This window comes from Neosynechococcus sphagnicola sy1, assembly GCF_000775285.1.
GTDB classification, from domain to species: domain Bacteria; phylum Cyanobacteriota; class Cyanobacteriia; order Neosynechococcales; family Neosynechococcaceae; genus Neosynechococcus; species Neosynechococcus sphagnicola.
Window position 1 is genome coordinate 52,886 of sequence record NZ_JJML01000020.1, and the last position, 19,591, is coordinate 72,476.

Annotated in this window: 16 protein-coding genes, 1 tRNA gene and 2 pseudogenes; 9 read left to right on the forward strand and 10 right to left on the reverse strand. The window is 53.2% G+C overall.

Annotated elements, in window-relative coordinates:
- Positions 1-33 precede the first annotated feature (33 nt).
- Positions 34-1,074 (forward strand): glycosyltransferase family 2 protein, encoded by a 1,041-nt coding sequence (locus DO97_RS10445; protein ID WP_036533140.1) that lies wholly within the window; start codon positions 34-36, stop codon positions 1,072-1,074.
- A 153-nt stretch (positions 1,075-1,227) separates the two neighbouring features.
- Complete coding sequence (gene gatA, locus DO97_RS10450; protein ID WP_036533142.1) at positions 1,228-2,685, forward strand: Asp-tRNA(Asn)/Glu-tRNA(Gln) amidotransferase subunit GatA; 1,458 nt, start codon at positions 1,228-1,230, stop codon at positions 2,683-2,685.
- A gap of 16 nt (positions 2,686-2,701) precedes the next feature.
- Here the strand turns inward: gatA and hflX are convergent, their stop codons facing one another.
- A complete protein-coding gene (hflX, locus tag DO97_RS10455; protein WP_052128613.1) occupies positions 2,702-4,453 on the reverse strand; it encodes a GTPase HflX in 1,752 nt (583 codons plus the stop codon).
- A gap of 117 nt (positions 4,454-4,570) precedes the next feature.
- On the opposite strand from hflX, the gene DO97_RS10460 reads away from it, so the two are divergent.
- On the forward strand, positions 4,571-5,023 hold the full coding sequence (locus DO97_RS10460) for an EVE domain-containing protein (protein ID WP_036533144.1): 453 nt from the start codon (positions 4,571-4,573) through the stop codon (positions 5,021-5,023).
- A gap of 18 nt (positions 5,024-5,041) precedes the next feature.
- Here DO97_RS10460 and DO97_RS10465 read toward each other — a convergent pair whose 3' ends face one another.
- Together DO97_RS10465 and DO97_RS10470 are read right to left on the reverse strand one after the other, a co-directional pair.
- Positions 5,042-5,824: a pentapeptide repeat-containing protein gene (locus tag DO97_RS10465; protein ID WP_036533146.1), complete on the reverse strand. Its 783-nt coding sequence runs from the start codon at positions 5,822-5,824 to the stop codon at positions 5,042-5,044.
- A gap of 533 nt (positions 5,825-6,357) precedes the next feature.
- Positions 6,358-6,430: transfer RNA gene (locus DO97_RS10470), tRNA-Cys, on the reverse strand.
- A 353-nt stretch (positions 6,431-6,783) separates the two neighbouring features.
- Here DO97_RS10470 and cpdA point away from each other — a divergent pair.
- The 3 genes from cpdA to DO97_RS10485 all read left to right on the forward strand — a co-directional run bounded on the left by cpdA (position 6,784) and on the right by DO97_RS10485 (position 10,649).
- Complete coding sequence (gene cpdA, locus DO97_RS10475; protein ID WP_036533149.1) at positions 6,784-7,581, forward strand: 3',5'-cyclic-AMP phosphodiesterase; 798 nt, start codon at positions 6,784-6,786, stop codon at positions 7,579-7,581.
- 193 nt (positions 7,582-7,774) lie between these two features.
- Positions 7,775-9,049 carry a DHH family phosphoesterase gene (locus DO97_RS10480; protein ID WP_036533152.1) on the forward strand — a complete coding sequence of 425 codons (1,275 nt, stop codon included), beginning with the start codon at positions 7,775-7,777 and terminating at the stop codon, positions 9,047-9,049.
- Positions 9,050-9,140: 91 nt separating this feature from the next.
- Entirely contained in the window at positions 9,141-10,649 is a 1,509-nt protein-coding gene (locus DO97_RS10485) for an Ig-like domain-containing domain (protein WP_036533154.1), read from the forward strand.
- Between the two features lie 32 nt (positions 10,650-10,681).
- Here DO97_RS10485 and pgeF read toward each other — a convergent pair whose 3' ends face one another.
- A complete protein-coding gene (gene pgeF / locus DO97_RS10490) occupies positions 10,682-11,461 on the reverse strand; it encodes a peptidoglycan editing factor PgeF (RefSeq protein ID WP_036533155.1) in 780 nt (259 codons plus the stop codon).
- A 70-nt stretch (positions 11,462-11,531) separates the two neighbouring features.
- Here pgeF and DO97_RS10495 point away from each other — a divergent pair, with 70 nt between their 5' ends.
- From DO97_RS10495 to DO97_RS10500, 3 genes are read left to right on the forward strand one after another with little or no spacing between them, the layout of a single operon-like run.
- A complete protein-coding gene (locus DO97_RS10495; protein ID WP_072016419.1) occupies positions 11,532-12,416 on the forward strand; it encodes a biotin--[acetyl-CoA-carboxylase] ligase in 885 nt (294 codons plus the stop codon).
- Positions 12,413-12,631 carry a hypothetical protein gene (locus tag DO97_RS20970; RefSeq protein WP_052128615.1) on the forward strand — a complete coding sequence of 73 codons (219 nt, stop codon included), beginning with the start codon at positions 12,413-12,415 and terminating at the stop codon, positions 12,629-12,631. The genes DO97_RS10495 and DO97_RS20970 overlap by 4 nt, the downstream gene beginning before the upstream one ends.
- A 37-nt stretch (positions 12,632-12,668) precedes the next feature.
- Complete coding sequence (locus tag DO97_RS10500; protein ID WP_239651639.1) at positions 12,669-13,508, forward strand: M23 family metallopeptidase; 840 nt, start codon at positions 12,669-12,671, stop codon at positions 13,506-13,508.
- Between the two features lie 86 nt (positions 13,509-13,594).
- Here the strand turns inward: DO97_RS10500 and urtE are convergent, their stop codons facing one another.
- The 6 genes and pseudogenes from urtE to DO97_RS10530 all read right to left on the reverse strand — a co-directional run.
- Positions 13,595-14,299 carry an urea ABC transporter ATP-binding subunit UrtE gene (gene urtE, locus DO97_RS10505; protein ID WP_036533156.1) on the reverse strand — a complete coding sequence of 235 codons (705 nt, stop codon included), beginning with the start codon at positions 14,297-14,299 and terminating at the stop codon, positions 13,595-13,597.
- 48 nt (positions 14,300-14,347) lie between these two features.
- The gene (gene urtD, locus DO97_RS10510) at positions 14,348-15,106 is read right to left on the reverse strand and encodes an urea ABC transporter ATP-binding protein UrtD (RefSeq protein WP_036533188.1); all 759 of its coding nucleotides are present in this window, start codon (positions 15,104-15,106) and stop codon (positions 14,348-14,350) included.
- 10 nt (positions 15,107-15,116) lie between these two features.
- Positions 15,117-16,276 (reverse strand): annotated as a pseudogene (gene urtC, locus DO97_RS31080) (urea ABC transporter permease subunit UrtC).
- 32 nt (positions 16,277-16,308) lie between these two features.
- A pseudogene (gene urtB / locus DO97_RS10520) lies at positions 16,309-17,464 on the reverse strand (urea ABC transporter permease subunit UrtB).
- 85 nt (positions 17,465-17,549) lie between these two features.
- Positions 17,550-18,866 (reverse strand): urea ABC transporter substrate-binding protein, encoded by a 1,317-nt coding sequence (gene urtA, locus DO97_RS10525; RefSeq protein ID WP_036533157.1) that lies wholly within the window; start codon positions 18,864-18,866, stop codon positions 17,550-17,552.
- A gap of 305 nt (positions 18,867-19,171) precedes the next feature.
- The coding region (locus DO97_RS10530) for an IS5/IS1182 family transposase (protein WP_036533160.1) at positions 19,172-19,591 on the reverse strand (420 nt) is incomplete at its 5' end.

Genomic DNA, 19,591 nt, shown 5'->3' on the forward strand with positions numbered 1-19,591 from the left:
CAAAAAACACAATAAATTATCTAGGGTAAAGTCATGGCTAAAGTTTCAGTTGTTATTCCAGTCTATCGAGTTGAAAAATATATTTCTGAAACCGTAAAATCTGTTTTACAGCAAACATTTACAGATTTTGAGGTGCTGATTATTGATGATGAATCGCCGGATTCAAGTATTGAAATTTGTCAGAGTTTCTCCGATCCTCGCATCAAAATTATCCATCAGGAAAATCGGGGGTTATCTGGGGCTAGAAATACTGGAATTCGTCACTCAGTTGGAGAATATATCGCTTTCCTGGATAGTGATGATGTCTGGTTGCCGGAAAAACTAGAAAAACACTTACGTCATCTAGAATCTTCTCCTGAGGTTGGTCTGAGTTTTTGTCGTTCTGCATTTATTGACGAAAGTGGACAATTTCTCGGAACCTATCAAATGCCACAACTCAAAGATATAGAAACCGCTTATTTATTGTGTCGTAATCCCGTGGGTAATGGCTCGGCTCCCGTGATTCGGAAATCCGTACTTGAGGAGATTAAATTTTTTAATGATCACCGTGGTTCCATGGAAGATTATTATTTTGATGAGCAATTTCGTCAATCAGAAGATATCGAATGCTGGATTAGAATTTCGATCTTAACAAACTGGAAAATCGAGGGAATTCCCGATGTTCTAACACTCTATAGAGTTAACTCCGGTGGATTATCTGCTAATTATTTTAAGCAACTAGATTCATGGGAAAACGTCATCAAAAAAACTCGTTCCTATGCACCCGACTTAATTGCTAAGTGGGAAAACAAAGCCAGAGCCTATCAGCTGCGGTATTTAGCACGCAGAGCTGTGCGTTCCCAAGATGGGGCAATGGCAATCCGGCTGTTTAACCGAGCGATCGCGACCCACTGGCAAATTACCTTTGAAGAACCTAGGCGAACCATCCTGACTGGGTTAGCAGCCTACCTGCTCTGGCTTCTCCCTCGCCCCTTCTACCAGGGAATGGAGCGTTGGGCAATGCGACGGGCCGGGGTCAACCAAGCTCGACGCATTTCACGCGAACAATCTCAGGAATCATCATCTAGAGCCTGATGCACTTCAGACTGGAACTGGCGATTCCCCTCCACCCATCCCGTCGCAATCGGGCAGGATTGCTATATCGTGGATAATGGCCGTCCAGTCTTCTGACTTCAGTTCTATTGGCGGTTCTCAGCGGTCTAGTGATTGCCCCAGAAGGATGAGTGCATGGCATCAATTCGTGAATTACACCAGCAGCTAATTCGCAAAGAACGATCAGCGGTGGAAATTGCCCAGGCAGCTTTGGCACAGATCCAGGCACTAGAGCCGACGCTGCACAGCTTTCTGGCGGTGACAGCGGATCATGCCCTGGCTCAAGCCCAGCAAGTCGATGCCCAGTTGGCAGCGGGGGAAGATATTGGATTGTTGGCTGGCATTCCCATTGGTATCAAAGATAATCTCTGCACCCAAGGTATCCGCACTACCTGCGCCTCTCGGATTCTGGAGCAGTTCATCCCTCCCTACGAGTCCACCGTTACCCAGAAGTTAATGGAGGCAGGAGCCGTGATGGTGGGTAAAACCAACATGGATGAGTTTGCCATGGGCGGCTCCACAGAAACGTCGGCATTTCAGATGACTGCAAATCCCTGGGATACCTCACGGGTCCCCGGAGGGTCATCCGGTGGCTCAGCGGCAGCGGTCGCCGCCGGGGAATGTACCGTGTCCCTGGGGTCTGATACTGGAGGCTCGATCCGTCAACCAGCGGCTTTTTGTGGCATTGTCGGCCTGAAGCCTACGTATGGCCTCGTCTCGCGCTATGGGCTAGTGGCCTTTGCCTCTTCATTGGATCAAATTGGACCCTTTGCCCGCACCGTGGAAGATGCCGCTATCCTGTTGGGGGCGATCGCTGGCTATGATCCCAAGGATTCCACCAGCATCAAGGTGGAGGTGCCGGACTACACCCAATTCCTGATTCCAGACCTCAAGGGCAAAAAGATTGGTGTCATTCAAGAAACCTTTGGTCAGGGCTTAGACCCCACGGTGGCAGCTGCGGTACGGCAAGCCATCCAACAACTTCAGGATCTCGGTGCTGAAATTATCGAGATCTCCTGTCCTCGTTTCCGGTATGGGATTGCCGCCTACTACATCATTGCGCCTTCGGAAGCATCGGCCAATTTAGCCCGCTATGACGGCGTTAAGTTCGGATCTCGCAGCGAAAAACCCGAAAATCTCATAGACATGTACACCCGTACCCGTGCCGAAGGCTTTGGGGCTGAGGTGAAACGGCGAATTATGATTGGCACCTATGTACTGTCCGCAGGCTATTACGATGCTTACTACTTGAAGGCGCAGAAGGTTCGCACCCTGATGAAGCAGGACTTTGAGCACGCCTTTTCCCAGGTGGATGTCCTGGTTTCTCCTACCGCACCGACGACGGCCTTTAGGGCTGGGGACAAAACCGCAGACCCCCTGAGTATGTACCTGGTTGACTTGATGACGATTCCGGTCAACCTGGCAGGGCTACCGGGCATGAGCATTCCCTGTGGCTTCGATGGTCAAGGTCTGCCCATTGGTCTGCAATTGATTGGCAATGTGCTGCGGGAAGATCAACTTTTCCAGGTCGCCTACGCCTACGAGAAAGCTACAACTTGGCATCAACGTCATCCGCAACTAGCTAAGGTCTAGCGGTTGTGCTGACCGACTAATTGTCTTGGGTCACGTATTGCACTAGCTGGATGAGCCGCTGCCGCAGCGTTTCTAATCCCAGGCGATCGCTGGCAGAAATAAACACCCCCTGGGGATATTCCTCCTGCGCCAAGGACAGGTTATCGCCATCCACCTGATCGATTTTGTTGAACACAATCAGAGCCGGGCCAGGGGTAATGGGCATCTCTGAGAGGATCTGCATCACCGAGCGAATTTGACTTAACCAAGCTGGGTGGGATAAATCCACGACATGCAGCAGGGCATCCGCTTCCGAGACTTCTTCCAGGGTGGCGCGAAAGGCATCCACCAAGGCAGCAGGCAGCTCATGGATAAAGCCCACCGTATCTGTTAACAGCACGGTCAAAGGCTTCCGGGTCATCGGATCGGTGACTATAAACCGCCGAGTGGTGGGGTCAAGGGTGGCAAACAACTGATCGGCGGTATAGACCTCTGCTTGGGTAAGGACATTCAAGAGGGTGGACTTTCCGGCATTGGTATAGCCCACCAAGGCCACGGAAGGCACTTGCTGATGCTGGCGCTGCTGGCGCATCCGGGCACGATGGGCTTGGAGGTGATTCACTTCCTGTTGCAAGTGAGCAATTCGCCGCTGAATGGCGCGTCGATCTGACTCCAGTTTGGTTTCCCCTGGGCCACGGGTGCCAATGCCCCCTCCCAAACGAGACATGGCCTGTCCCCGTCCCGTCAACCGGGGGAGGCGGTATTCCAATTGAGCTAGTTCCACCTGGAGTTTCCCCGCCCCTGACTGAGCACGCTGGGCAAAGATATCCAGAATCAGCTCCGTCCGGTCAATCACCCGCACCCCTAACTGCATTTCTAAGTTCCGCACTTGCGCCGGAGACAACCCCCGGTCAAACACCACCAGATTGGCTCCCACGGTTTGGGCCGCTAGGGCAATTTCCTCGACTTTTCCCGTCCCCACAACGGTTTGCGGATGGGGGCGGGGTCGCCGTTGCCGCAGGGTTTGCAGCACCTCTCCCCCAGCGGTATCCACCAATCTTTCTAGCTCCGCTAGACCATCCTGGAAGCGCTGCATCTCCATTTGATCAGTTTTCAACCCCACCAGTAAGACCCGATCCTGGTCGGTGTCCACTTGACGGGCGACAAATTCTCGACGAAACGCTGTTTCCAGCCCCTCCACCCAGTCTAGAAAGTCCTCTTGGCAAACGTCTTCTAAGGAACGAAGGGGGGATACGAGCCAGGTGCCGGGCGATCGCTCTGCCCCTGGCTCGCCGCTCTCGGGTTGCAAGTGCGCCAGATAGGTGGCGGTGACATAGCCGCTAGCCCCCCCACCTCGGCGCTCGAAGCCTTGACCAGAGAGTACCAGAGTCACCAGGGCATCCAGCCGTTGCAGCGCCATGGCGGTTAACACCGCCTCCCCCGGTGGCTCCTCGGTAAACTGGGTCGCCAGACAGCGAATGCCACTCAGTCGTTCAGCTCCGTAACGGGGGAGTTCCAGGGGGGGAATTTGCGTTTGGCGCACCGTCCCCACTCCCACTCGAATCACCTGGCCTCGACGGTTGACGTAGACACAGATGGGCTGATCAATGTCAGTGCTAATGGCGGCGACCCGCTGGGCAACCTCTGATGTCGTGAGGCGATCGCCGGGAAGTCGTTGATGGTAGAGCCGTTGGAGTTGTCGGAGTTGACTGGCCTTTAGACCCTGAAGATTGCCGTAAATGGTCTCGATAACTGCCTCGATTCGTGCACAACGGAAGGGTGTTCCCATTGTACTCAGTGGATTTTGTTCCAGACAGACTCTCGCACCGATTGGCAGACACCAGGACTCACGGCAATGGCAGCGTCCTGATAATCTGTTCCATAGTAAGCGTCATTTAAAATGGTCATGAACTACTGGCTGATGAAATCTGAGCCGGAGGTCTACGGCATTGCCGATTTAGAGCGCGATCGCACCACGATTTGGGATGGGGTGCGGAACTATCAAGCGCGTAACTTTTTGCGTTCCATGGCCAGCGGTGATCGAGCCTTCTTCTACCACTCCAATGCCTCACCCCCTGGGATTATCGGCCTGATGCAAGTCGTTGAGACAGACCTGGTTGACCCCAGTCAGTTTGATGCCAGCAGTCACTATTACGACCCCAAGTCCACCCCGGAGAAGCCCCGTTGGCAAACCGTAGAGGTTGAGTTTATCGAACGGTTCCCCAGCCTGATTTCCCTGGACACCCTGCGCCAAAACTTTAGCCCTGATGATCTGTGGGTTGTCCGTCAGGGCAATCGCTTATCTGTCATGCCCATTGAGATCCCCGTTGCCGAGAAAATTTTGGCTATGGCGCGCTGAGGGTAAAGGTTGGCAGTATTAGGGGTGTACCGTACCATCTGGCATAATGGTTCCGGTTAAGCGCGCTCCGGTCATTTTCACCATGATGCGATCGCGGGTTCCGAGGCGGGCACCTGTGAGATCGGCTCCACTCAAATCCGCCCCACTCAGATCGGCACAGACCAGATTGGCTTCTCGTAAATTGGCTTTTTGTAAATTAGCTTCCAGCAGGTTGGCTCGAAACAGGTTGGCCTGAAACAAATTGGCTCCCGCCAGATTGATGTTATGCAAAAAGGCATCACTGAGATCGGCATTGGTTAAATTGGCATGGCTGAGATTACGCCCAGATAGGTCTTTCTCTCGGAGATCCGCCCCGTGAAAGTCAGCCCCGCTCAGATCGGGATCTTGGCGATAGCGAGGACGGTGGGGCTGAGCAGTGGTGTGACTATGGGGAGCCGTATGGGGCTGAGCAGTGGTGTGACTATGGGAGGAACTGGCCTGCCGTTGGGCAGTGGTACGGGCTTCGGTGTAAGACGGGGGCGGCTTGGGCGCAGGTTGGTGGGGTGCTGGCCGGGGTTGGGAGCGGGGGGAATGGGGGGAGGGGGGAGCCGGGGAATGATGGCGATGGGCACGCAGGCGATCGCGGGCGGCATTGATTTCCTTCAGTTTCTCTAATGCTTTTTGCTGCAACCGGTGATTATCTTTGGGAATGCGATCAGGATGCCAAATGAACACTAGATCCTTATAAGCCTGATTCACTTCCTCCAGTGAAGCGCCTGGCTCTAAGTCTAGGACTCGATAACAGCGTTCTAGTTCATTCATGCTCACCATTATTGCAGTCGAACTGTTATTGCAGTCGAACTGTGCAGTTGCTTGGCGGCACCTACCCTTGAGCTTCGGAACTGTAAATGAGTTTGTGCCAACAACAGGAATGAGTTCGAATGAACTATTGAGCCTAAGACACGCATACTATGACTTTTCGACCTGAACGACTAGATGAATTGCTCAAAGCCTATAAGAATCCAGAAGGACTGCTGGGCGATGGAGGAATTCTTAAACAGCTGCGTTGAGGGAACGCTGCTTGAATGCGGAAATGAAAATACATCTGCAAGAGTAACAGGCGGAGCCTTTGAGTGCAGCCAAGCCAGCTCGTAACCGCGGCAATGGTCACAGCTAGAAGCCCCCCCTGTAGGAGGCAAGCTACAGAGGTGAGTTTGGGGAGGCTCAAATCATCGTCCCACGCCGCTTTGATGACTTTGACGACCAGATGTGCCGCTATGCTAGGGGCATGACTACCCGTGGTATCCAGGTGCAGACGACTTCCACCCAACAGCGACACTGAGCTTTTTACTTCAAGGCGGCACCCAGATTCGAACTGGGGGGGTGGAGGTTTTGCAGACCTCTGCCTTACCACTTGGCTATGCCGCCACAGATTCAGTCCTAAAAGTATAGCAAATCTTGAGGTTGATGCTGGATGGGTCTGATACTGGGCAGACTCCTCAGCCTTTGGGCAATTTCTGTGACCGAAATCACCCAGCGCCTGTTATCAGCGTCCTGAATCCTGCTACCCTCTCACGTTAAGGTGTAAAAATTTATTAGGAGATCTCTTTCAGGGAGAGTTTGCCAAACCCTATGATTGGCTGATCATCCTGAGCCTGATCCGTAACTTTCCCCTCAACACAGGTAATCCGTGTAATGAGTGCGTTTCCTCACAACTAGATACAGAGGGTTCTCATTGGGAACGGTTCTCGCTCCTTGTCGTTTCCCCAGCTGCCACGACCATGCTCACAGTCCCGACCTTACTGGTTGCTCAGATTACTGATCTTCACCTGTTTGCTGCCCCCGAAGAGGAACTGCTGGGTTTGCCCACCTGCCGTTCTTTTGAAACTGTGATCGAGGCAGTGCAACAGCTTCACCCTCAGCCTGATTTACTGCTGTTGACGGGGGATCTTTCTCAGGATGGGAGCCTAGAGTCCTATGAGCATTTGAAGTCGCTGTTGAGTCCCCTAGGCATCCCAACGTATTGGCTGCCGGGAAATCATGATGATCAGGGGGTGATGCAGCAGGTCTTGACCTCCCCCCCCTTCAGTAACCAAAAATCGTTCACGGTCAAGGACTGGCGTTTCTTGCTACTCAACTCAGGGGTCCCCCACTATGTCCATGGGGAGGTATCACGAGAGCAACTGAACTGGCTAGACCAGGAATTACAGCGGGCTGCCGAACAACCGACCCTGGTGAGTTTGCATCACCCTCCGTTTGTCGTGCATTCCGATTGGTTAGATGGCAGCATTCTGCGCAACCCAGCGGATTTGTTTGCGGTGATTGCCCGCCATCCCCAGGTGAAGCTCGTGATCTTCGGTCATATTCATCAGGAATTTGATCGTCAGTGGCAACAGGTACGCTTCTTAGGCACTCCTTCTACCTGCATCCAGTTCATGCCCCGTAGTACTCAGTTCTCCCTGGATGAGACGCGCCCAGGGTTTCGACTGCTACGACTCCACCCTGATGGTTCTTGGGAAACCCAAGTAGAACGAGTGCTGTTTGAGCATCAGCGGGATTTAACCGCCAGTGGTTACTGAAGCACCACAATAGTTGCAGCAGGATTAACCCTCCCAAGGTGGGAAATGTTAGATTAGAGGAGTCTAATTGGCAAAACTCCGATACTTTGGGGCAGGCAAGCGGGATGGTGTTCTTCCGTAGTGGAAGATGGCTCTCTAGGTGGTCGGCGAGTCTGCATTTACTTCATAAACATTATCCTGTTGTCATTCACCGATGTCTCCAAGTGATCTTATATCGACGGCTGATTCGGCTACCGCTGAGTCTGAATTAAGTACTCAAATGGCTGCAATTCCCACCCTTGAGTATGTGGGGGTGAGTCCCAATGGAATTAGTATTACGCCTGCCAGTTTTCCGGCTCAGCGATCGCAGGAGACAGTACCCCTATCAAAATCAGAACTCCTACGCCGCACCCTAGAACGCCACCGCGGCGATCGCCAGTTGGTCATTCTGCAAGACTTCCCCGACCCGGATGCCCTGTCGTCGGCTTGGGCCTATAAACTGATTGCCCAGCAGTTTGAGATTCAGTGTGACATTGTTTATGGGGGCACCCTGAGCCACCAGGAAAATATTGCCTTGGTCAAGTTAACGGGTCTAGCGGTGCAGCGCTGGACGACTCAGACCCTGAAGAGCAAGGATTTAAATATCTACCAGGGGTGCATCTACATTGATCACCAGGGCACAACGACCCAATTAGCACCCTTGGTCAAGCAGGCTGGAATTCCCCTTACCGTTGTGGTTGACCACCACAGTGTGCAGCAGGAAAAGCTGGAAACTGAGTTTTGTGATATCCGCCCCCAAGCTCGAGCTACCGCCACCATATTTACCCAGTACCTCCAGGTGGGGTTACTCAAGATCGATAGCAGTGTCGCTGAGCATGTCAAGTGTGCCACGGCGCTGATGCACGGCATTCGCTCCGATACGAATCGTCTGATGTATGCCCAGGAAGAGGACTTTCTGGCCGCCGGATACCTGAGTCGCTTCTATGATGCTCAACTGCTGAATGCAGTGCTGCAAGCCTCCCGGTCTCGCCAAGTCATGGGCGTGATTGAGCGATCGCTGAAGAATCGGATTGTGCAGAATAATTTCTCCATTGCGGGGGTGGGTTATTTACACTACGACGACCGAGATGCCATTCCTCAGGCTGCGGACTTCTTGGTCACAGAAGAGAATGTCCATACAGCGGTTGTCTATGGCATTATCCATGACGAAGATAAAGAAGAAATGCTCGTTGGCTCTCTGCGCACCACGAAGCTGACCCTTGACCCCGATGAATTCCTCAAGGAAGCATTTGGTCAGGATGCCCAAGGACGGTTTTTTGGGGGAGGCCGCTCTATGGCTGGGGGCTTTGAAGTGCCCATTGGTTTCCTGTCGGGCTGTAATGACACCGCTGAGTATGCCAAGTTGAAGTGGGATGTCTTTGACGGTCAGATTAAGCAAAAGCTACTGAAACTGGTCAACCCCAAGGGCAATCTCATCCGTACCGAGTAGTCTTTCAAAGTTCACTCGGGGGCATCTGGGGGTAGGGTTGCGATCCCAAGTACAATGGCAGCGTTAGGATTGCTGTCTGGTAACGTTACCAATGCTAGGTTCCCGTCAGTTTCCCCCACTGTTTTCCCAAGTCCTGGATCGGGTTGCCTTGACGGTAATTGCCATCCTTGGACTCTTGATCGCATTGCTGCTCTGGAGTGGGGATCATAGTGTTCCCCGCGTGCGTGACTTTAGCTGGCAAGAGCGGCTGATTGGTGCTGAGGACACGGCTTTTGTGCTGACGTTTAGCCGTCCGATGAATCCAGAGAGCGTGGAAGCTAACTTACAAGTGGGGCCACCACTGCCGGGACGCATCAGTTGGGCAGGTCGCCGCCTTGCCTATACCTTGAATGCTCCTGCACCCTATGGCACCCAGTACAAGTTACAGTTACAGGGCGCAAAAGATCGATTTACCGCTGATCAGGACGCTGCCATTGCTCCCTTTACAGGTCAGTTTCAGACCCGCGATCGCGCCTTTGCTTATATTGGTGTCACCGGTGCAGAAGCCGGACGACTGATTCTCTACAATCTCACCCGACAACAGAAACAGATCCTAACTCCGACGAATCTGGTGGTACTAGATTTCAAATTCTATCCGGAAGGCCAACAGATTTTGTTCTCTGCCACGGATCGGGGGCAACAACCTCAAGGGTTGCTCGATCAAAAGTTGTATACCGTCACGACGGGACTGCCCCTGCAAGCAACTCGATCCTGGGATTGGTTACCCTGGCTGCGTCCTCCCTCATCGGCTCCAGGGGTGATCAGCCAGGTACTAGACAGCCGAGATTATCAAAATCTCAAGTTTGACCTCTCTGCCGATGGCCTAACCATTGTCGTGCAGCGTGTTGGTCGTAAGAATCCCGGAGACTCTGGCCTGTGGATTCTCCAACCCCATGCAGCCCCTCAACCCCTGAAGAATCAACCAGGGGGCGATTTCTTGATCACCCCTGATAGTCAGGCGATCGCCATTGCCCAAGGGCAAGGACTGGCGATTTTGCCCTTGACCCCCGCTGCCCAACCCTTAGACTTCTTACCCAAATTTGGTTTGGTGATGGGTTTCTCCAGGGATGGTGCCCAGGCATTGATGCTGAAATTCAATCAAGATTACACGCGATCGCTATTTTTGGTCACGAATCAGGGGATGCAGAAACAACTACTCCGCACCACCGGGTCGGTATTAAAAGCCCAGTTTGATCCGACCAACCAGTTAATCTATTGCCTGTTAACGGAGTTGTTACCGGGCAAAACCTACCGGGAAGAACCCTATCTCGCGGCCTTTCATTTGCAACAGAACCGGCTGGTGCCGCTGCTGCGGTTGCCAGATCAGCGGGATATCCAGTTCAGCCTTTCTCCTGATGGGCTGGCACTGCTCCTGGATCAGGTGGTGACCACTACTAGTAACACTACTACCCCAACGGGAATGCCAATGACCACCGATGGCAAGATGATCGCCAGTAGTCGTCTCTGGTTACTGCCCTTACCCCAACAATGGCAGCAACCGGTGCAGATACAACCAGTAGCCCTCCCCCTACCCGGTCTCCATCCTCAGTGGTTGCCTTGAGTTACACCAGGCCTCTGGATCCCAAAAGTGTATTAGCAACTAACAATGCCTGACCATTGCACCTGCTTCAGCCCATCCCGACGGTAGGAAAAAAACCGATCGGGTTGCTGGTAGGTACAATCAGGGGCGATCGCCACCTGTTCGGGCTTAATTCCCAATCGTTCCAGTTGGAGGGCATTCACCCGCCGCACATCCAAGCGCACCCGTCCCGGTTCAGGATCGGGCAAAATCGGAGGATTGGGCAGTTGGGCCAGCCACACCAACAGGGGGTCAGCGGGTTGGTTGACCGATTCAGGGACAATCGTCGCTCCCACCGTGGCAGCGACCTCCGTTGCCACCTGATAGACTGACCCTGAGATCGCTGGCCCCATGGCAATTCGCAGATCAGTGAGCTGACTGCCCTGGGACTGCAAGCGGGCGATCGCTTGGGGCAAAATTTGGGTTGCGGTTCCCCGCCAGCCTGCATGAATGGCTGAGACTTGACCCGTCACCCCATCGGCAATCAAGATCGGGGTGCAGTCGGCACTACAGACCCAAATTGCTTGGTCGGGTTTGTGGGTTAACACCCCATCGGCTGCGGCTAGATCCGTGACTGCATGGTCGGTGTGGGTGATTTCATGGGTTGCTAAGACGGTGTTACCATGCACCTGCTTAATCCGATAGATCTGTGCCGTGGGTTGCAAAATTGCAGAGAGTTCCAGGGGCGATCGCGGCGCAAAGGAGCGGGTAAAGAATCCGTGGGGCCAGGCATCGAGAAGATGACACCGTAGGTAGGGGAGTCCTTCCCAGTTACACCAGTACCAAGTATGCATGAAGATTGGCAGGTTCAGAGGCGGACGAATCCATGGTAGCTTGAGCAACAAAATTCCAGGGGAGGTTCTTGTGCAATTTGACCGCCAAGCCTTGACTCAGTGGCTAGAATCATTACGCCCTCCAGGTACCACTGGTTGGGTCTGGAATTGTCAGATTTTTGAGCAATTACCCTCCACCAACCGTACCCTCTGGGAACACTTGGATCAGGGGGCAACCTCCGGAACCATTGTCATTGCCCTTGAGCAAACCGCTGGACGCGGCCAATGGGGACGCCAGTGGCAGTCTCCTCCCGGAGGGTTGTATCTGTCCTTGGGATTATTGTTAGATTTGGCGATCGCCCAAAGCGCCCGACTGACCCTGGGGAGTGCCTGGGGAATTGCGACGGTGCTGGGGGATTGGGGCATTCCAGTGCAGCTCAAGTGGCCGAATGATCTGTTGTTGGGCCATCACAAATTAGGGGGGATTCTCACCGAAACCCGCATCCACCAGGGACGGATCTCACAGGCCGTGATCGGCGTTGGAATCAACTGGTGCAATGCTGTGCCCGCATCGGGAATCTCGCTCCAGTCATTTTTAAAGGCTCCTGAGTACACGGACTGCCGTTTTAATCGCCAGCCCCCGACCTTGGAATTCTTGGCAGCGCTGGTGGTGCAGGGATTGCTCACGGGGTATCAAACCTGGCAACAACCTGATATCGCTCCGCTCCTGATTGCCTATGAGCAGCTATTGACAGGACTGGGGGCAGCCATCGTTGTTGAAGGGGAACCTGGGGTAATTTTAGGCGTGACTGCCAGCGGAGCGCTGCGAGTTGGCCTCGACCCACCAAGAAAAGGGGATCTAACTGGTTCCGAACTGCATCTTCAACCAGGTATGATCAGCCTTGGCTACCCGCAAACCAATACCAGTGAGTACAATGGGCAACGGGAACCCAACCATGAGGGAAAACAGCAATGACACAAACTGGCAAGCAGAACCATCGGCAGGGCTTAGCAACGCTTTCCCGCTTCTTAGGGGGACTGGGGGGGGGTCTTGCCAGTGTTGGGCTACTAAGTGGTGGCGTCGTTTGGGCACAATCCCTGACAGATTCTTTGGGGACTCCTCCAGCATTTGTGGGGGGAAGTGGCTCCAGTTTCTCCAGAGATCCCAATGGCTCCAGCTCCCGCCGCTGACAGTTTACCGGAATCTCTTCCATCAGCTGCTGAGCCTATGCCCTCCGAGGCAGCTGCTGCTACCCAGCCACTCAAAACAGCGCCTACTGCGGCTGCACCCCCCAATGCTGACTGGCGTGACCCCTATATTGATCCCACCCCCTATAATTTGGGGGCAACTCCCTATCAAGGGCCAGAGACAGTGATTCTATCGGAACGGGCATCGGGTTGTCAGATTGTGTTGCAGGGCAGTCATTGGCATCAACCTTGCGGGTCTGCACCTGCGGCGGCGGTTTCCCAACCCCCTTGGTCAGGTCAAGCCTCTGCGGGAGCCTCGGGCCATGGAGGTAATCTTGCCGCCGTTAGCTCGACGGTGTTGGACTATTACAATCGTAGCCTCCGACCAGCTGGGCGATTAGGCAATGGCAACATTAACCTGCTGTTTCCCTTGAGTATTCCCGCTGCGATCACCTCAGCCTTTGGTTGGCGGATTCATCCGATCACGGGTGAACAACGCTTTCATTCCGGAACTGATTTAGGGGCTCCCCTCGGCACTCCAGTCTTAGCCGCCTACGCTGGACAAGTTGAGATTGCTGATTTCCTGGATGGCTACGGGTTAACGGTCATTCTGAATCACAACCAATACACTCAAAAAACCCTCTACGGTCATCTATCAGAAATCTTCGTTAAACCTGGAGAGCAGGTACAGCAGGGAATGGTAATTGGGCGGGTTGGCAGCACGGGCAATTCCACTGGTCCCCACCTTCACTTTGAATTTCAACAACTCACCCCTGAGGGTTGGGTTGCCCTTGACCCTGGTGCCCAGTTAGAGTACGCCCTAGCCCAACTGCTCAAGGTGCTGCAGGTTGCTCAGAAGCCAGTCACTCCGTCAAGCTGATCCAGATCCTATCAGGGAGCCGCATCAGCCGGAACTGGAAGTCAAGCACAATCGACCCACCGGAATCTGCTAGAGAAAGGCAAAGACTACACCGCCAAGAACTGCTGGATTACATCATCACTCAGTTCGTGGGTAGGCCCTGAGGCCACGATTCCCCCTTTTTGCATAGCGTAATAGAAGTCCGCTTGGCGGACAAAGTGGAGATGCTGTTCCACCAATAGGACTGAGATCCCCGTATCTGCAACGATCTGGCGGACAGCTGCTTCAATTTCCAAAATAATCGAGGGCTGAATGCCTTCGGTTGGTTCATCCAAGACCAGCAATTGGGGTTGTCCCATCAAGGCACGGGCGATCGCTAGTTGTTGTTGCTGCCCGCCACTTAAGTCTCCGCCCATCCGGGATAGCATGGTTTTTAACACCGGAAACAGGGCAAAAATATGATCTGGAATTTCGGTGATCCGGGATTTCGGTCGATTGGTAAGGGCTTCTAACCCGAGCAGCAAGTTTTCGCGTACCGTCAACCGGGGAATGATTTCCCGCCCCTGGGGCACATAGCCAATGCCCAATCGCGCCCGTTGGTCGGGAGACTTTTGGGTGATGGATTGACCAGCAAATACAATGGAACCGCTCCGGGCTGGGAGTAGGCCGATAATTGTCTTCAGCAGGGTGGTTTTGCCTACACCATTACGACCAATTAGACAAATCATTTGCCCTTGGGGAACGGTCAGGTCTACATTCCGGAGAATGTGGCTCTCGCCGTAGTAGACGTTTAAATCTGCAACTTTTAGCATCGGGCATCTCCTGATCGAGGTAGCAGGGCAATCGGATTTATCACCGCCTCAATGAGCCTCAGGTTTTTGGCCTAAATAGACTTCAATCACACGGGGATCGGATTGCACCTGGTCAATAGTGCCTTCGCAAAGTACTGTCCCTTCGTGCAAGACAGTCACTTGACGGGCAATTTGACGGACAAACTCCATATCATGCTCAATCACAATGATCGAATGGCTCTCCGCTAAAGCCTGTAATAGCTCTCCAGTGCGCTCGGTTTCTTCGTCAGTGAGTCCAGCCACGGGTTCATCTACCAGCAACAGGTCGGGGGATTGCGCCACCAACATGCCAATTTCGAGCCACTGCTTTTCCCCATGGGAAAGTAAACCAGCTTGAATCTTTGCCTTGGCAGCAAGGCCAACGGTTTCTAACAGTCCCGTAACGGTGCGCCGCTCGGCTTGGGGAGAGTAGCTAAATAAGGTGGCAAAGACCTGTTTACGACGGTTACAAGCTAACTCCAGGTTCTCCTGGGGGGTCAAATTGAGGTAGATCCGGGGCGTCTGGAACTTACGACCAATCCCCATCCGGGCAATCTGATCCTCCGAGAACGATCGCAGATTTTTGCCCTTGAACAAGACCCGTCCTTCCGTTGGCTTCACCTTACCCGTGATCACGTCCAGAAAGGTGGTTTTGCCAGCTCCATTGGGGCCAATGATCACCCGCAACTCGCCAACGGCCATACTGAAATTGAGTTGATTCAGAGCCTTGAAGCCGTCAAAACTGACGGTGAGGTTTTCAATGGCCAGAATCGCTTCAGATACCCCCATCTGGGTCTGCTCATTCAAAGTTTTTGCGCTCATTTTCTACCTCTGGGTCAACTTCCAGACGGGGATAGGTGGCAAGCTGTTTTTGGAGACCCAAGAGCGATCTCACTTGATCGACACTGCGGTAACGTAACCAACCAACCAGACCATCGGGAACAACTGTCACGATCAACAGGAACAGGGCCCCCTGAAAAAACAACCATACCTCCGGGAACTTTTCACTCAGGAAGCTACGGGCAAAGTTGACCACTAAGGCTCCGATGATGGCACCGATGAGGCTGGCTCTGCCTCCCACCGCAACCCAGATTACCATCTCAATCGAAAAGCCAATATCCATCGCTTTGGGGGAAATAATGCCCGACTGGACGGTAAAAACGCGCCCCAGCAATGCCCGCCAGTCCAGCGGATACAGCAAAGACCAATACCTTAAAGACCGTGGGGTCATAACCGAGAAAGCGCAGTCGGCTTTCATCATCCCGGATGGCAACCAACAGGCGACCGAACCGCCCCCGGGTTAACCAGCGACAGAGGACATAGGCAGCCACCAGAAACAACACCGTCAGTCCATAAAAAACTTGCCTGCATCGGAGGTGCCCCCACCTGTTGCCCAAAGAGAACTGCGGTGTCGGTTTTCAGACCATTGGTACCATTGATCAACTTTTGTTGACCATTGAAAAAATTGAAGAACACGATCAGCGATGCCTGGGTGAGAATCGAGAAGTAAACCCCCCGAATCCGGTTGCGGAACACCAGGTATCCCAACACAGCCGCCACTAGGCTTGGCAGCAAGATGATAGCCGCAATGGTAAAAGGCAGGGAGTAGAACGGTTGCCAGAATGCCGGTAGTTCCGTTACCCCATAGAGGGTAAAAAACTCGGGGAGCTGTCCAGCGGGCAATTGCAACTGAAGGTACATGGCCAAACTGTAACCCCCGAGAGCAAAAAAGAGTCCATGCCCTAGGCTCAAGATGCCTGTATAGCCCCAGATTAGATCAATCCCCAAGGCGGCGATCGCTAAGGCTAGATATCGACCCAGAAGATTCACCCGGAATCCTTGACCGATGCCCACGAGTAACGGCGGTACGACGAAGATCAGCAGCAGGGCTGCCACGACGATAATTCCAACTTCCAGGAGTGATCGCCACCGCCGTCCATTCGACGCTCCACGACGCATCTCAGCACTATTGTCTACCATCAGCGAATCCCCTAAGCATCAACCGTGCGTCCCTTCTGGGGAAACAATCCGGCTGGTTTCACTTGCAGAAAGGCAACAATCAAGGCAAACACCATCACCTTGGCCATACTCGTTGTTGCAAAGAACGTAAAGAAATCAGCCAATGGTTGAATCGGTGCCAGCAATGTTGCCAGGGCTCCGGAGCCAATAATGTAACTGACGGTACCAATCGCCATGGCGGCGACGATGCTGCCCACCAGTTTGCCCACCCCTCCAACCACCACCACCATAAAGGTGTCAACAATGTAGTTCTGTCCAGTGTTGGGGCCAACAGAACCCAGTAAGCTGACGGCACAGCCTGCCACCCCCGCCAGACCAGAGCCAATGGCAAAGGTTAAGGCATCAACCGTCTCGGTGGGAATCCCCAAGCAGGCACTCATGCTGCGATTCTGCGTCACCGCTCGAATGCGGAGTCCCCACGCGGACTGCTGCAAGAACAAATAAATTCCCACCACGCAAAAAACTGGTGAGGGCAATAATGAAGAGCCGGGCAAAGGGCAGTTGGAACTCACCAATCGGCAACCCTCCCTGAAGCCAAGAGGGGGCAGTGACATCCACGTTCTGAGCCCCAAACCAGGGTTGGGTGACGGTTAACTTATAGATCCGACCTGCAATCGTGGCAGCTCCTAACGCGATCGCCGCAGATAGGGGCAGTAATGCCGTCAACGCCCCTCCCCGAACCTGTTGCCAATGGCGCTGCCGTCTCAAGACCCAGAGTCCTCCAAAAAACAGGAGGCAGAAGAGCACCAAGCCAATCACAAAGGCCCAACTGACACTGCGGACAAACTGCTGCAAAATCAGGCTGACTCCCCAGGTTGCTAGTAGGGTTTCCAGGGGGCGGCCATAGAGATAGCGAATCACCCCCCGCTCTAACACTAAACCCATGAGAGCCGCCACGAGAAATGCCAGGGGGAGGGCCGCTAAAATATAGGCTTCCGACCAAGATGGCCCCAAGAGGGCAAAGCCATTCTGCACCACAAACGTGGTGTAGGCACCCAGCATCATTAGTTCCCCATGGGCCATATTGATCACCCCCATCAGGCCGAAGACAATGGCCAGCCCAAGGGCAGCGAGTAGCAAGACTGAGCCAATACTGAGGCCGTTAAACAGGCCATCCAACAGTCCCAGCACTTCTATTCCTCTCTAGAACAATTTCCAATATGAAAAATGGGGGCGATCGATTGCCCCGATCCAACCCCCATTTAATCGCTGATCAGGCTCCCTTGAACTTGCCAGCATCTGGACGGTCGAGGGACCAGTCGCAGGTATATCCCTTGGTTTCAGCGACAAACTGGTTCCAGGGAATGGGCTTCACCGCCTCTTTGGAGGCATAGACGATGTCAAACAGTCCATCGGCTCTGACTTCACCAATGCGGACATACTTCGCCAAGTGATGGTTATTTTCCATCGTTACCATTCCCTCTGGGGCATCAAACTGCTGACCCAGGGCACTGGCGCGAACCTTGTCGAGATCCTCGGCTCCACCCGCCTTCTCAACAGCCTGTTTCCAAATATGCACCCCAATGTAGGCAGCTTCCATCGGATCATTGGTCACCCGATTGGCTCCATACTTGGCTCTAAAGGCATCCACAAACTTCGTATTCACCGGACTATCTACCGTCATGAAGTAGTTCCAAGCCGCATAGTGCCCCTTGAGATACTCCACACCAATGGCCTTTACTTCTTCTTCCGCAATACTGACCGACATGGAGGGATACTTATCCGGCCCTAACCCAGCTCCTTTCATTTGCTTAAAGAATGCCACGTTACTATCACCATTGAGGGAGTTATAAATCACCCCCCCCTTGGGCAGTGCCTGTTTGATTTTGGTGATGATGGCGGTTACTTCGGTGTTTCCCAGAGGTAAGTAGTCTTCACCAACGGTCTTACCGCCCTTCGCTGCTAGCTGGGCTTTGATAATGGTGTTGGCCGTGCGGGGGAACACGTAGTCAGATCCCACCAAGAAGAATTCTTTCCCCTTGTTTTCCAGTAGCCAGTCTACGGAAGGTTCAATTTGCTGGTTCGGAGCCGCTCCGGTATAGAAGATATTCTTGGAACATTCCTGACCTTCATACTGCACTGGGTAGAACAGCATATGGTTCTTGGACTCAAACACGGGCAGCACGGCCTTACGGCTCGCAGAGGTCCAGCAACCAAAAATCACCGAAACTTGATCTTGGTCAATCAATTTCTTTGCTTTCTCGGCAAAGGTAGGCCAGTCCGACGCACCATCTTCAACGATGGCCTCAATTTTCTTGCCCAGGACACCCCCCGCAGCATTGATTTCTTCAATGGCCAACTGGGTTGCGTCTACAACACTCTTTTCACTGATAGCCATGGTGCCACTCAGTGAATGGAGGATGCCAACTTTAATGGAGTCTCCACTTGCCGGAGAGGCAGTAGGAGATTCTGTTCCAGCGGTGGGACTGGCGGTAGGCGTCGGACTACCACACGCCTTCAGGAAAACACTAGTACCAAGAGCGGCGGAACTATAAATCAGAAATCGACGCCGATCGAATTGCCTTGCCATTATTTACACTACTCCTCACTTAGGGCGAGCGAAGGAAACCAAAACGTATTGACGACTTGAGATATTATGGCGAGGTCAACGGGACTAATTGTATCTCTTGATACAGATTTGTGTTTTTCAGACAATTCCTGAGGGGAGATTCATGATTGTTCATGGAAAAGGGCACCTCGATTAAATAGCGTATAGCAGCGATGAGACTCAACATCCAGCCTATAACGAGGAATTCTTCGCATCACGAGCACCCATCATCGTCAAAAACCACCCTAATTCAGGCTTGAAGCCCTCTTCAACCTATCATTTCACCATCAACAGGCATACGATTCCTCTGAACTAGTAGGTTGTGACTGCCAAAAGACATAGCGCTTGAGATTGCACGTCAGATTTTTCAGCCCAATCCACGCCGCAACCCGTTGCTTACCGATACACCGCACCAACTTACCCCCCAACTCCATCACCCAACTCCCGAAAACATGCTCTACTTGGGCACGAATTTGAGACTTCTCTCGGTTAGACTCCTGCTGCTGTTCTGTTAGTGGGTGATTGCGATAGCCACGCTCATGAATCTGACTCTCATACGTGAGTAACTCTAAAACCGTCTCAATCACTTCACTGCGGTAGGCACTATCCGCCCAGACCTGATCCCCACTATTATCAAAGTCCAATAGCGAACCCACCATCTTAGAATCATGGACGGCAGCATCGCTGACGGCATAGCGACGAATAAA

What these genes read in the sequence shown, in the direction of transcription:
- DO97_RS10445 (WP_036533140.1), top strand. Translation starts at nt 34, where the DNA reads ATGGCTAAAGTTTCAGTTGTTATTCCAGTCTATCGAGTTGAAAAATAT.
- gatA (WP_036533142.1), top strand. Translation starts at nt 1,228, where the DNA reads ATGGCATCAATTCGTGAATTACACCAGCAGCTAATTCGCAAAGAACGA.
- hflX (WP_052128613.1), bottom strand. Translation starts at nt 4,453, where the DNA reads ATGGGAACACCCTTCCGTTGTGCACGAATCGAGGCAGTTATCGAGACC.
- DO97_RS10460 (WP_036533144.1), top strand. Translation starts at nt 4,571, where the DNA reads ATGAACTACTGGCTGATGAAATCTGAGCCGGAGGTCTACGGCATTGCC.
- DO97_RS10465 (WP_036533146.1), bottom strand. Translation starts at nt 5,824, where the DNA reads ATGAATGAACTAGAACGCTGTTATCGAGTCCTAGACTTAGAGCCAGGC.
- cpdA (WP_036533149.1), top strand. Translation starts at nt 6,784, where the DNA reads ATGCTCACAGTCCCGACCTTACTGGTTGCTCAGATTACTGATCTTCAC.
- DO97_RS10480 (WP_036533152.1), top strand. Translation starts at nt 7,775, where the DNA reads ATGTCTCCAAGTGATCTTATATCGACGGCTGATTCGGCTACCGCTGAG.
- DO97_RS10485 (WP_036533154.1), top strand. Translation starts at nt 9,141, where the DNA reads ATGCTAGGTTCCCGTCAGTTTCCCCCACTGTTTTCCCAAGTCCTGGAT.
- pgeF (WP_036533155.1), bottom strand. Translation starts at nt 11,461, where the DNA reads ATGCATACTTGGTACTGGTGTAACTGGGAAGGACTCCCCTACCTACGG.
- DO97_RS20970 (WP_052128615.1), top strand. Translation starts at nt 12,413, where the DNA reads ATGACACAAACTGGCAAGCAGAACCATCGGCAGGGCTTAGCAACGCTT.
- DO97_RS10500 (WP_239651639.1), top strand. Translation starts at nt 12,669, where the DNA reads ATGCCCTCCGAGGCAGCTGCTGCTACCCAGCCACTCAAAACAGCGCCT.
- urtE (WP_036533156.1), bottom strand. Translation starts at nt 14,299, where the DNA reads ATGCTAAAAGTTGCAGATTTAAACGTCTACTACGGCGAGAGCCACATT.
- urtD (WP_036533188.1), bottom strand. Translation starts at nt 15,106, where the DNA reads ATGGGGGTATCTGAAGCGATTCTGGCCATTGAAAACCTCACCGTCAGT.
- urtA (WP_036533157.1), bottom strand. Translation starts at nt 18,866, where the DNA reads ATGGCAAGGCAATTCGATCGGCGTCGATTTCTGATTTATAGTTCCGCC.